The sequence below is a fragment of the Streptomyces rectiviolaceus genome, assembly GCF_039533825.1.
GTDB lineage: Bacteria > Actinomycetota > Actinomycetes > Streptomycetales > Streptomycetaceae > Streptomyces > Streptomyces rectiviolaceus.
In genome coordinates this window covers 28,736-40,789 of record NZ_BAAAUG010000141.1, presented here as the reverse complement: position 1 = coordinate 40,789, position 12,054 = coordinate 28,736, and the positions used below count along the sequence as shown (strand labels likewise).

Genomic DNA, 12,054 nt, shown 5'->3' with positions numbered 1-12,054 from the left:
GGCGCCCACGCGCGTGCGCTCATCCGGGTGCCTGTCCCGCGACAGGAAGCCCGGCGGCCTTCCACGCCTGGAATCCGCCGATGAGGTCGGTCGCGTGCCGCAGCCCCAACTGCCGCAAGGAGACGGCCGCCAGGCTCGACGCGTAACCCTCGTTGCAGATCACGACGACCCGCAGGTCATGGCTGACGGCCTCCGGGGCGCGGTGGCTGCCCTGCGGGTCCAGGCGCCATTCCAGCTCATTGCGCTCGACGACGAGCGCGCCGGGGATCAGACCGTCCCGTTCGCGCAGGGCGGCGTACCGGATGTCGACCAGAAGTCCCCCCGCGGCAGCGGTGTCGCGTGCCTCCTCCGGAGTGACCCGTTCGAGGTCGAGCCGTACACGCTCCAGCAACTCGTCGATGCCTACGGGACGTACGTCCGCGCGCTGCTCGCTCACTGCCAGTCCTCCGGGCGCTCCACGGACTCCAGGCGCAGGACCGCGCCCGTACGGCTGTAGCGGCGGATGCGCGGCAGCGGCGGATAGTAGGCGTGCACGGATACGGCGTGCTCGCCCGTGGACTCGTTCAGAACTTCATGCACGTGGTTCTGGCCGAAGGCCCTGCCCTTGCCGGCCGCCAACTCCCGTTCACGGTCCACCCCTTCGGACAGCTCCAGGGTCTTCCAGCCGTCGGTGGGCAGCCGCGCGGCGAGCGAGTTCTCCTTGAGGGTGCCAGCGGCGGTGAGGAAGGCACCGACCGACTCCGCGTGGTCGTGCCAGCCCGTGCCGGTGCCCGGCGGCCAGCCGATCAGCCAGGCCTCGCTGCCACCGGGCCCTTCGAGGCGCACCCACGTGCGCCCCTCGGGGTCGAGCGGAAGCGAGGCGATGAGCTCAGGGTCGGCGGCGCTGCGACGTACGAAATCGAGCAGCTCGGCGGCGGTGGGCGCGGAGGCCGCCGTGGAGGCATGCGTGGTGGAGACGGAAGGGGAGGTGGAGACAGAGGGAGACACGGTTGCCGTCCTGGAAGTTCGCGGAAGCGCGCGCCGAAGAAGAGGTCAGCGCGCAGAGGAGAAGAGGGCGAATTCAGCAGGACGGACGACACACGCAGCCCGCATAGCGGACGAGGTCCATATGGACCCTCCGCCACAGGCGCACATCGGTGTCGGTCACGTTTCGGAGTAGACCATGACGCTGCGTGCCGGTCAACCCGTGCTCACTGTGTGGTCGGCCCGCTCCCGGCGGCCGTACTCTCCGCCTTCTCCGTCGTGCCCGGACTCTCCGCGCGCCGCTTCGGCGCAGCCCCGCCGACGGCCGCTTCGGCCGCCGTATACAGCTCGGCGGGGCGCACCCCGCCGAGCGCGGTGACCAAGTGGCCATCGGGGCGGATGAGCAGCACCGAGTGCGCGGCGGCCCCTGGGTAACTCTCCGCGACGAGCAGTTCCGCCGGGTGCGGCAGCGCTGTGACGGCGGCGGCGAGCCGGGGCATGATCCCGGCCTTCACCCAGTGCCGCCGCTCCCACACGACCGTGCCGGGCGCGACAAGCACCACGAGCAGCTGCCCCACTCCGAGCCGGTCCCGCAGCCGCACGAAGGAGCCGTCGGGCGCCGTCACCGGCACATCGGCGACCGGAGCCCCCGGCTCCGTGGCCACCGCCACCTCGGACTCGGAGGGCGCGGGCGCGAGCGGTGACTCCGCGTACGATCCGGGCGCGCCGAGGGGCCCGCGGCCCACATGGCCGTCGGTGAGGAGCGTGTCGTGCCCGCGCGCCGACCCCGGCACGTACGAACGCAGGCCTGCGCCGCCCCGCAGTATCGGCAGCGACTGGTCGGCGGCGCGCAGGCGGGCGGCGACACCGGCCCGCCGCTCGGCCTGGTAGCTGTCGAGCAGGGCGTCCCGCGCGCCGTGGTGCCAGGCCAGCGCCAGCTTCCAGGCGAGGTTGTCCGCGTCGCGCAGCCCTTCGTCGAGCCCCTGTGTGCCGAGCGCGCCGAGCAGATGCGCGGCGTCGCCGGCGAGGAAGGCGCGGCCGACCCGCCACCTGCGGGCCAGGCGGTGGTGGACGGTGTGCACGCCCGTGTCGAGCAGTTCGTACGGCGGTGTGGAGCCCCCGCACCAGCCCGCGAGGGTCTCGCGGATGCGCACCACGAGGGCGTCGGGCGTCACGAGCTCGCCGCGTGGCGGCAGCAGCCAGTCGATCCGCCACACCCCGCCGGCGAGCGGACGGCCCGTCACCTCGGCGCCTCCGTGGCGCCACGGAGGCATCCGATGCAACAACGCCTCGCCCGGCCCGGGAAGTTCCGTGCGCAGCGCGGCCACGGCGTGTCGCTCGACGGCCGTACGCCCCGGGAAGCGGATGTCGAGGAGCTTGCGCACCGTCGACCGCGGCCCGTCGCAGCCCACCAGATAACTGCCGCGCCACCAGGTGTCCTTGGGACCGCGCGTGTGGGCGGTCAGCCCGCCCGCGTCCTGCTCCAGGGAGTCGAGCTTGCTCTCCACCGCCACCTTGACGAGACGCTCGTCGGCGATGGCCGCGCGCAGGGCGCCGGTCAGCACATGCTGGGCCACATGCAGCGGGGCGGGCACCTCATCACTGAACGTGAGCTCCCGCATGAGCTGCTTGCGCCGCAGGGACCGCCAGCCTCCCCACCGCGCGCCGGACTCCTGGTCACCGAACGAGTGACCGGTGAGCCGCTCCATGAGGGCCGCGGTGTCATCCCGCAGGATGACGGTCCGCGCGGCCCGCTGCTCGTCCTTGCCGGGCCCTTCATCGAGTACGACGGTGGGTACGGAGTGACGCGCGAGAGCCAGGGCGAGCGTGAGCCCCACGGGGCCCGCGCCGACGACGATCACCGGGTCCACGGTGCGCACCCTCCCGCCGCAAGGGCCCGGGAGCGCTGGACGTACGTACAGGAACTGGCAGTTGGAGCCCGGTGCACGATCACAGAACGTATGCAACAGACTGCGTGCCGACCCGTCAAGCTGGACGCACGGTGGCACAGCCCCCTCGGGGGCCGTTCGTGGGGAACGGGAGGCAGGAGACGCGTCAGGGCCCGCCGAGTGTCCTCGGCGGGCCCTGACGGACGAGCTCTCAGGCGGGTGGGCCCCGACGCTGAGGTCGCGTCAGTTCTTCTTCTCCGTGGGGCTGTCGCCCGGCTGCTCGTCCGTTGCCCCGGTGGCCCCGGCGGTGGGTCCCAGAGGAGCGGAGGGATCGAGCACACCGGGTGCCTCGGCCGGTTCGGCGGCCGCGGCGACGGCGATGCCGGTCTTGGCGCGACGTCCGCGCTTCTCGATCCAGGTGGCCAGCGAGGAGAGGATCATGCAGAGCGCGATGTAGATGACACCGAACACGGTGACCGTCTGGACGAACGGGTAAACGCCGTTGACCGGTGTGTTGTTGGCGATCAGGCGGGCCGAATGGAGCAGCTCGGGGTAGAGGACGAAGAATCCGAGCGAGGTGTCCTTCAGCGTCACCACCAGCTGGCTGATGATGGTCGGCAGCATCGATCGGACCGCCTGTGGGAAGAGCACCGAGGCCATGACCTGGGTCTTGCGCAGGCCCAGGGCGTAGGCGGCCTCCTTCTGCCCCTTGGGCACCGCGTTGATGCCCGCGCGGAGCACCTCGGCCTGGACGCATCCGTTGTAGATGGTCAGGCCGATCACCAGCGCCCAGAACGGGGTCATGCTGCCGACAAGGCCGACCCAGAACGCGAAGATGGTGATGAGGAGCGGAATGGACCGGAAGAGGTCGATGAAGGCGACGGCGACCCAGCGCACCGGCTTGTGCTCGGAGAGCCGTGCCACACAGAGCACCACGGCGAACACCAGCGAGAAGATGCCCGCGAGGGCGAACACCTTCAACGTGGCGACGAGGCCGTCCAGAACGTTCTGCTGAATTCCGGTGTAGTTGAAGATGTCCCACAGGGCGCCGTCGAACTCGCCCTTCTCGTTCAGCCGCAGAATGACCCAGAGGATGCCGCCCAGAAGAGCCGCGGTGCCGATGACGCTGTAGATGATGTTGCGGACACGGGCCTTGGGGCCGGGTGCGTCGAAGAGAACGTTGGCACTCATCGGGCGACCTCCAGGCGGTGCTCGAGCAGCCGGAAGAGGCCGTTGATGGCGTACGTGATGACCAGGTACGCGAGGGTGATCCAGACGAAGATCATCACGATGTCGTAGCCCTCATTGCTCAGCGTCTTGGAGACGTTGAACAGCTCGACGTTGTCGAAGGCACCCGCGATGGCGGTGTTCTTCGTCAGGGCGATGAAGATGCTGGAGAGCGGCGGCACCACGGTGCGCGTGGCCTGGGGCAGCACGATGAGCCGCATCGTCTGGGAGAAGGTGAGCCCGATCGCCCGGGCCGCCTCGGCCTGTCCGAGCGGCACGGTGTTGATGCCCGAGCGGACCGCCTCGGTCACGAACGCGGAGGTGTAGAACCCGCAGGCGAGCGTGGCGAGAAGGAAGGAGTCCAGGTCGGGGTAGAGCACCTTGGGGACGACGAAGAACGCCACGAGGAAAAGCAGGGTGAGCGGGGTGTTCCGCAGCAGCGTGACCCAGAGGGTTCCGAATATTCGCAGCGGCGGTACGGGGGATACCCGGAACCCGGCGATGATGACCCCGACGACCACAGCCACGAGCGCGCTGGATGCGGTCAGCTTCAGAGTCCCGAAAAACCCTTCGCGGAAAAGCGACAGGTTGTCGAGTAGTACGTCCATGAATTCTCCGCGAGGTCTTTCGCGACGGGTCGCAGGTGATCGCGACGGGCCCCGGCCGTCATGGCCGGGGGCGGTGGCAGGGTTTCGCGACAGGTCCGGCAGCGATGCGCGCAGCGAACGTCCCGCTCCGTACCGCGGCTGAGTGCGGACGGAGCGGGGCGTGCCGGACTACTTCGGGTCGGTGAAGGCCGGCGGGGCCTTGTACTCCGAGCCGGACTTGCCGAGGGTGGCGTCGTAGGCCTTCTTGTAGTCGCCGCTCTCCTGGTGGGCCTTGATGGCGTCCGCGACGGCCGTCTGCAGGGCCGCGTCGCCCTTCTTGAGGCCGACGCCGTACGGCTCGTCCGAGAACGGCTTGCCGACGACCTTGAGCTTGCCCTTGTTCTGCGCGGCGTAGCCCATCAGGATCGCGTCGTCCGTGGTGACGGCGTCGACCTGGTTGTTCAGGAGCTGGGCGACGCACTCCGAGTACTTGGAGAGCTCGGTGACGTTGGCGCCGTACTTCGGCTTCTTGATGTTCTGCAGCGGCGTGGAACCGACGATGGAACAGACCTTCTTGTCACGGACCGTCTCCGGGCCCTTGACGTCCTTCTCGTCCTTGCGGACCAGGAGGGAGGCACCGGCGTGGAAGTACGGCCCGGCGAAGGCGATCTGCTTCTTGCGCTCGTCGTTCATCGTGTACGTGCCGATCATCAGGTCGACGTCGCCCTTGGAGACCGCGGTCTCACGGGCACCGGAGTCGACCGTCTTCCACTCGATCTGCTTCGGCGAGAAGCCGAGATCAGCCGCGATCATCTTGGCGATCTCGATGTCGAAGCCGGAGTACTCCTTGGTCGACTGGTCCTGGAAGCCCAGGTACGGCTGGTCGGCCTTGGCACCGATGACGAGCTTGCCGCGCTTCTTGGCCGCCTTGAAGACCGAAGAGTCGACCGAGGCGTCCTTCTTGACCTCGTAGCTGAGCGCCTTGGCGCCGGAGGTGTCCGGGCCCTCAGGCTTGTCGCCGGCGGAGCCCTCCTTGCCGCCGCAGGCGGTGGCAGCCAGGGAGAGCGCGGCGATGGCCGCTGCTGTGGCGGCGGACTTGCGGAGCTTCATGGTGAACATCCTTTGTTTCGGCTGGCGTTGAGACGACGTGGGAGCCTCAGTGTTTAAGGATCTTCGACAGGAAGTCCTTGGCCCGGTCGCTGCGCGGGTTGCTGAAGAACTGGTCCGGCACGGCCTCTTCGACGATCCGGCCGTCCGCCATGAAGACGACGCGGTTGGCCGCGGACCGGGCGAAGCCCATCTCGTGGGTGACGACGACCATGGTCATGCCGTCACGCGCGAGTTGCTGCATGACCTCCAGGACCTCGTTGATCATCTCCGGGTCGAGCGCCGACGTGGGCTCGTCGAAGAGCATCACCTTGGGGTCCATCGCCAACGCGCGGGCGATCGCGACGCGCTGCTGCTGGCCGCCGGAGAGCTGCGCGGGGTACTTGTCGGCCTGCGAGGCGACACCCACGCGGTCCAGGAGACCGCGCGCCTTTGTCTCTGCTTCCGCCTTGGACGTCTTGCGCACCTTGATCTGGCCCAGCATCACGTTCTCGAGCACGGTCTTGTGCGCGAAAAGGTTGAAGGACTGGAAGACCATGCCCACGTCCGCGCGGAGACGGGCGAGCTCCTTGCCCTCCTGGGGCAGCGGCTTGCCGTCGATCGAGATGTCTCCCGACTCGACCGTCTCCAGACGGTTGATGGCGCGGCACAGTGTCGACTTGCCCGACCCGGAGGGGCCGATCACGACGACGACCTCACCGCGGGTGATGGTCAGGTCGATGTCCTGGAGGACGTGCAGAGCGCCGAAGTGCTTGTTGACGTTCTTCAGCACGACCAGGTCGTCCGCCCCGGGCGGTATGGCGTCCTTGGTCACCGATACTTCGGTCACGGCTTGTTGCTCCATCCTCCTCGGTTGGGAGGACAGTAATAACCCGGTGCGACCAGCGTCATTACATCTGAGGGGAAATTGAGCATAACGATCCGGCCGCAACCGGACACACCGCGTGAAGGGGACGCCCCGCCGCGTACCGGGTGCATAACGGAACGTGTCCGTGACCCGAACCCTCTTGACGCGGTCCTTACCTATCGGCGTGGATGCCTTGGTGCCTGTGTACGCGCGCCTACCGGCCATCGGCGAGCGCGAACGGAACGACCGATGAACCGGAGGGGGCCCGTATGAGACTGCTCCTCGTCGAGGACGACGATCACGTGGCCGCCGCCCTGTCCGCGGTCCTGGCCAGGCACGGCTTCGACGTCGTGCACGCCCGCAGTGGCGAGGAAGCGCTGCAGGCCCTGCTGCCCGGCAAGACGGCACCCTTCGGAGTCGTGCTCCTGGATCTGGGACTGCCCGATCAGGACGGCTACGAAGTGTGCGGAAAGATCCGCAAACGCGGGTCGATCCCCGTGATCATGGTGACGGCGCGTGCCGACGTGCGCTCGCGGATCCATGGCCTGAACCTCGGGGCCGATGACTACGTAGTGAAGCCGTACGACACCGGGGAGCTGATCGCCCGCATCCACGCGGTCATCCGGCGACCCCCGTCCGGCGCCGCGGCGGGGCCCGCGGACAGCGAGCTGCGCCTGGGTTCCGTACGCATCGAACTGCCCACCCGCCAGGTCAGTGTGGACGGTTCGACCGTCCAACTGACCCGCAAGGAGTTCGACTTGCTCGCACTCCTCGCGCAGCGGCCCGGCGTGGTGTTCCGCCGGGAGCAGATCATCAGCGAGGTGTGGCGTACCAGCTGGGAGGGGACGGGACGCACTCTTGAGGTGCATGTCGCTTCCCTGCGCTCCAAGTTGCACATGCCGGCCCTGATCGAGACCGTACGAGGCGTGGGCTACCGGCTCGTCGCCCCGGCCGCGTAGCGAGTAGCGAGGTCAGGTGCGCTCTCGCCTCCTCCCGCTGCTCATCGTCCTCATGGCGGGTGTGCTGCTCGCGCTCGGCTTCCCGCTCGCGGTGAGCGTGGCTGCGGCGCAGCAGCAGAAGGTGGTCATCGACCGGATCGACGACACCGCGCGGTTCGCGGCGCTCGCGCAGTTCGTCACGAAACGCCCGTCGGGTTCGCGGCTCCGGGACAAGGACGAACGGCGCGAAACCCTCCAGACCGAACTCGACTACTACCACGAGGTCTACGGGATCAAGGCGGGCGTCTTCTTCAGGGACCGTGCACCCATGGCTCACTCGCCCGGGAGCTGGTACCTGCCTCCCCGTGGCGCCGAGGTGCGGGAGGCCTTCGAGGAGGCCCTCAGGTCCCGTGGAAGCCACGATCCGCGGCAGGTGTGGCCCTGGCAGCGCGGCCGGCTCGTCGTCGCCTCTCCCGTGATCAGGGACGGGGACGTCATCGCTGTCGTCGTCACCGAGTCGCCCACGGGCCGCATGCGTTCCCAGACGCTGCAGGGATGGCTCCTCATCGGCGCCGGTGAGTCGGCGGCGATGCTCCTCGCCGTCGGTGCCGCGCTGCGCCTCACCGGCTGGGTGCTGCGCCCGGTACGGGTCCTGGACGCGACCACGCACGACATCGCGACCGGGCGCCTGAAGTCGCGGGTGGCGGCCGCGGGCGGGCCGCCGGAACTCAGACGTCTCGCCCGGTCCTTCAACGAGATGGCCGACAACGTCGAGGACGTGCTCGAGCAGCAGCGGGCCTTCGTCGCCGACGCCTCGCACCAGCTGCGCAACCCGCTCTCCGCCCTGCTCCTGCGCATCGAGCTGCTCGCCCTCGAACTGCCCGAGGGGAACGAGGAGATCGCCTCCGTGCGCACCGAGGGCAAGCGCCTTGCCCAGGTCCTCGACGACCTCCTCGGCCTCGCGCTTGCCGAGCACGCCGCGGCCGATCTGCAGGTCACCGACATCGGTGAGCTCGCGGCCGAACGGGTCGGTGCCTGGCGGCCGCTCGCCGAGGAGCGCGGGGTGCGGCTGACGGGCGCCTGCCCGGCGACCACCGGCTGGGCCGACCCGGTCGCGCTGTCCAGCGCCCTGGACGCGGTGATCGACAACGCCCTCAAGTTCACGCCCGAGGGCGAGGAGGTGCGGGTGGAGGTCTCCTGGAGCGGTGAGCTGACGACCGTGGCGGTCACGGACGGCGGCCCCGGCCTCACGGAGGACGAACTCGCCCGCATCGGCGACCGCTTCTGGCGCAGCAACCGCCACCAGAACGTGAAGGGCTCTGGCCTCGGCCTGTCCATCTCGCGGGCCCTGCTCACCGCGGGCGGCGGCTCCATCGCGTACGAACGGCGTGAGCCGCACGGGCTGAGGGTGACCGTCAGCGTCCCGCGCGGCGAGCCCGGGCACCCGGCCTGACGGCTACGGCTTGACCGACTGGTAGTAGCGGCGTGCACCCTTGTGCAGGGTGAGCGGGTCCGTGTAGAGGGCTGTGCGCAGGTCCACCAGCTGGGCCGCGTGCACCTCGTCACCGATGTGGTCGCGGCTGTCGATCACCGTGCGGGTCAGCCCCTCGGTCAGCTTCGGGTCCGCGCGGTCCGTGGTGACCAGGAGGTTCGCCACGGCCAGGGTCGGCACGGAGTCGTTCTGCTGGGCGGCGGGATAGGCGTCGGCGGGCATCACCGCTGCCCGGTAGTAGCGGGAGGCCCCGCCCTGCTCGTGCAGCGCCTCCACGAGGGTGCCGAGCGGGACGAGCCGGATGTCGAACTCCTTGGAGAGCTCGGCGACGGTGAGGGTCGGCAGGCCGCCCGACCAGAAGAAGGCGTCGATGTCTTTCTTCTTAAGAAGATCCGGCGCCTTGTCGATGCCGGCGTCCACCGACGTGAGGTCCTTCTGGGGATCGAGACCGGCGGCCTTGAGGACCCGGTCCGCTATCAGCCGCACGCCCGAGCGCGGCTGTCCCACGGCCACCTTCTTGCCGCGCAGGTCCTGCGCCTTCTCGATGTCCGACGAGCGCCGGACGACGAGCTGTACGTAGTCGTCGTACAGCCGCGCGCAGCCCCGTAGCCGCTCGGCGCCCGTACGCCCCTCCAGGCGGTACTTCTCGACGGCGTCGGCCGCCGCGATGGTGAAATCGGCCTTCCCCGTGGCCACCCGCTCGACGTTCTGCTGCGACCCTTCGCTGTTGAGCAGCTCGACGTCGACCTTGGGCATGTCATGGGAGACCGCGGTCCGCAGGAGCTTGCCGTACCGCTCGTACACCGCGTTCTTCACGCCCGTACTGAACGTGATCCGGCCCCCCGGAGAGTCGTCGCCCACCGGGACGAGCCACCACATCAGTAGCCCGAAGACCACGAGGGCGGCCGCCGCACCCTGGAGTGCGCGGCGCCTGCTGATATGGGGGAGTGCCTTGAGCATGCGCGCGATCCTGCCAGGCCACTCGCTGTGATGGCCAGGGCTGAGCTCCCGGCAAGGACACTTCCCCGACCGCCTACCCTTGTCACATGAGCAGCGGAGACCGGGGACAGGCAGTGGGCGTCAAAGGAACGTACGAGGTACGCACTTACGGGTGCCAGATGAACGTCCACGATTCGGAGCGCCTCTCCGGTCTGCTTGAGGGTGCCGGCTACGAACGCGCGCCCGAGGGCTCGGACGGCGACGCCGACGTGGTCGTCTTCAACACGTGCGCCGTGCGGGAGAACGCCGACAACCGTCTGTACGGCAACCTCGGCCGCCTGGCGCCGATGAAGACCAAGCGGCCCGGCATGCAGATCGCCGTCGGCGGCTGCCTGGCCCAGAAGGACCGCGACACCATCGTCAAGAAGGCCCCCTGGGTCGACGTCGTCTTCGGGACGCACAACATCGGCAAGCTGCCGGTGCTCCTGGAGCGCGCCCGCGTCCAGGAAGAGGCCCAGGTCGAGATCGCCGAGTCCCTCGAGGCGTTCCCCTCGACGCTGCCCACGCGCCGCGAGAGCGCGTACGCGGCGTGGGTCTCCATCTCCGTGGGCTGCAACAACACCTGCACGTTCTGCATCGTGCCCGCCCTGCGCGGCAAGGAGAAGGACCGCAGGACCGGCGACATCCTCGCCGAGATCGAGGCGCTCGTCGCCGAGGGCGTCTCCGAGATCACTCTGCTCGGCCAGAACGTGAACGCGTACGGCTCGGACATCGGTGACCGCGAGGCCTTCAGCAAGCTCCTTCGGGCCTGCGGGAAGATCGAGGGCCTGGAGCGCGTGCGCTTCACGTCCCCGCACCCGCGCGACTTCACTGACGACGTGATCGCCGCCATGGCCGAGACCCCGAACGTGATGCCGCAGCTGCACATGCCGCTCCAGTCCGGCTCGGACCCGGTCCTCAAGGCGATGCGCCGCTCGTACCGCCAGGACCGCTTCCTCGGCATCATCGAGAAGGTCCGCGCCGCCATGCCCGACGCGGCGATCTCCACCGACATCATCATCGGCTTCCCCGGGGAGACCGAGGAGGACTTCGAGCAGACGATGCACGTGGTCCGTGAGGCCCGCTTCGCCAACGCCTTCACCTTCCAGTACTCCAAGCGCCCCGGTACGCCCGCGGCGACCATGGAGGGGCAGATCCCCAAGGAGGTCGTGCAGTCGCGTTACGAGCGCCTGGTCGCCCTCCAGGAGGAGATCTCCTGGGGCGAGAACAAGAAGCAGGTCGGCAGGACCCTTGAGCTGATGGTCGCCGAGGGCGAGGGCCGCAAGGACGGCGCCACGCACCGCCTCTCCGGACGCGCCCCCGACAGCCGCCTGGTCCACTTCACGAAGCCGGAGACCGAGGTCCGTCCCGGTGACGTCGTGACGGTGGAGATCACGTACGCCGCGCCGCACCACCTGCTCGCCGAGGGCCCCGTCCTGAACGTGCGTCGCACGCGCGCGGGCGACGCCTGGGAGAAGCGCAACACCGAGGCGGCGGCCAAGCCCGCCGGTGTGATGCTCGGGCTGCCGCAGGTGGGCGCCCCCGAGCCGCTGCCGGTGGCCACCGGCGGCTGCGCGATCGACTGACCGGGGCGAGCGGCGGACCACGGCGAGCAGCCGGACAACGGGGGATCGGTGGATCGGGGGATGGGCCGATGGCGCGCTGGGCGCTGATGATGGAGAACCCTCCAGGGCCGGGGGCCTGGCATCTGTTCGAGCTGATGGCCACGGTGGACGGCACGCACGATGAGGCGGTGGAGCGGTTCGCGGAGTTCGTCCGCCTGTACCGCCCCAAGCACCCGCGCTATCCCGTACGGATGCGGCGCTACCGCACGGCCGACGGCTGGATGGTGATCGGCGACGGTTCGTCCGGGGGCTCCTTCCCGTACCGCTTCTCGATCTCCGAGCTGGAGTGGGACTCGGGCCCGATCACCTACTAGCGCGCGTTACGCTGCGGATCATGCTTGTCGCCGCAGCCGTCTGCCCCTGCCCGCCCCTGCTCGTCCCCGTGGTCGCCGCAGGCGCTG

Annotated in this window: 13 protein-coding genes; 4 read left to right on the top strand and 9 right to left on the bottom strand. The window is 69.4% G+C overall.

The annotated features are described in order from the left end of the window. Positions 1 to 19: 19 nt before the first annotated feature. The 8 genes from ABD378_RS33130 to ABD378_RS33095 all read right to left on the bottom strand — a co-directional run bounded on the left by ABD378_RS33130 (position 20) and on the right by ABD378_RS33095 (position 6,602). The gene (locus ABD378_RS33130) at positions 20 to 442 is read right to left on the bottom strand and encodes a rhodanese-like domain-containing protein (protein WP_425583912.1); all 423 of its coding nucleotides are present in this window, start codon (positions 440 to 442) and stop codon (positions 20 to 22) included. Continuing rightward, a complete protein-coding gene (locus ABD378_RS33125) occupies positions 433 to 987 on the bottom strand; it encodes a cupin domain-containing protein (protein ID WP_344527019.1) in 555 nt (184 codons plus the stop codon). Before ABD378_RS33125 ends, ABD378_RS33130 begins: the two co-directional genes overlap by 10 nt. Positions 988 to 1,060: 73 nt before the next feature. Next, positions 1,061 to 1,132: a putative leader peptide gene (locus tag ABD378_RS33120; RefSeq protein WP_309544753.1), complete on the bottom strand. Its 72-nt coding sequence runs from the start codon at positions 1,130 to 1,132 to the stop codon at positions 1,061 to 1,063. Positions 1,133 to 1,190: 58 nt separating this feature from the next. Beyond that, positions 1,191 to 2,834, bottom strand: a complete 1,644-nt coding sequence (locus ABD378_RS33115; RefSeq protein WP_344527017.1) for an FAD-dependent monooxygenase — start codon at positions 2,832 to 2,834, stop codon at positions 1,191 to 1,193. 261 nt (positions 2,835 to 3,095) lie between these two features. Then, the gene (locus ABD378_RS33110) at positions 3,096 to 4,043 is read right to left on the bottom strand and encodes an amino acid ABC transporter permease (protein WP_344527015.1); all 948 of its coding nucleotides are present in this window, start codon (positions 4,041 to 4,043) and stop codon (positions 3,096 to 3,098) included. Continuing rightward, on the bottom strand, positions 4,040 to 4,687 hold the full coding sequence (locus ABD378_RS33105) for an amino acid ABC transporter permease (protein ID WP_344527013.1): 648 nt from the start codon (positions 4,685 to 4,687) through the stop codon (positions 4,040 to 4,042). The genes ABD378_RS33110 and ABD378_RS33105 overlap by 4 nt, the downstream gene beginning before the upstream one ends. A 168-nt stretch (positions 4,688 to 4,855) precedes the next feature. Beyond that, positions 4,856 to 5,776 (bottom strand): glutamate ABC transporter substrate-binding protein, encoded by a 921-nt coding sequence (locus tag ABD378_RS33100; RefSeq protein WP_344527011.1) that lies wholly within the window; start codon positions 5,774 to 5,776, stop codon positions 4,856 to 4,858. 46 nt (positions 5,777 to 5,822) lie between these two features. Continuing rightward, complete coding sequence (locus ABD378_RS33095; RefSeq protein ID WP_344527009.1) at positions 5,823 to 6,602, bottom strand: amino acid ABC transporter ATP-binding protein; 780 nt, start codon at positions 6,600 to 6,602, stop codon at positions 5,823 to 5,825. A gap of 287 nt (positions 6,603 to 6,889) precedes the next feature. Between ABD378_RS33095 and ABD378_RS33090 the strand changes: the two genes are divergently transcribed. Beyond that, complete coding sequence (locus tag ABD378_RS33090; protein ID WP_344527007.1) at positions 6,890 to 7,579, top strand: response regulator transcription factor; 690 nt, start codon at positions 6,890 to 6,892, stop codon at positions 7,577 to 7,579. A gap of 16 nt (positions 7,580 to 7,595) precedes the next feature. After that, positions 7,596 to 9,011 (top strand): sensor histidine kinase, encoded by a 1,416-nt coding sequence (locus ABD378_RS33085; RefSeq protein WP_344527005.1) that lies wholly within the window; start codon positions 7,596 to 7,598, stop codon positions 9,009 to 9,011. Between the two features lie 3 nt (positions 9,012 to 9,014). Here ABD378_RS33085 and ABD378_RS33080 read toward each other — a convergent pair whose 3' ends face one another. Continuing rightward, positions 9,015 to 10,010, bottom strand: coding sequence for a TAXI family TRAP transporter solute-binding subunit (locus ABD378_RS33080; protein ID WP_344527003.1), 996 nt, complete (start codon positions 10,008 to 10,010; stop codon positions 9,015 to 9,017). An 86-nt stretch (positions 10,011 to 10,096) separates the two neighbouring features. On the opposite strand from ABD378_RS33080, the gene miaB reads away from it, so the two are divergent. Continuing rightward, positions 10,097 to 11,614 carry a tRNA (N6-isopentenyl adenosine(37)-C2)-methylthiotransferase MiaB gene (gene miaB / locus ABD378_RS33075; protein WP_344527001.1) on the top strand — a complete coding sequence of 506 codons (1,518 nt, stop codon included), beginning with the start codon at positions 10,097 to 10,099 and terminating at the stop codon, positions 11,612 to 11,614. Between the two features lie 68 nt (positions 11,615 to 11,682). Further along, positions 11,683 to 11,967, top strand: coding sequence for a hypothetical protein (locus ABD378_RS33070; RefSeq protein WP_344526999.1), 285 nt, complete (start codon positions 11,683 to 11,685; stop codon positions 11,965 to 11,967). The last annotated feature ends 87 nt before the right edge of the window (positions 11,968 to 12,054 follow it).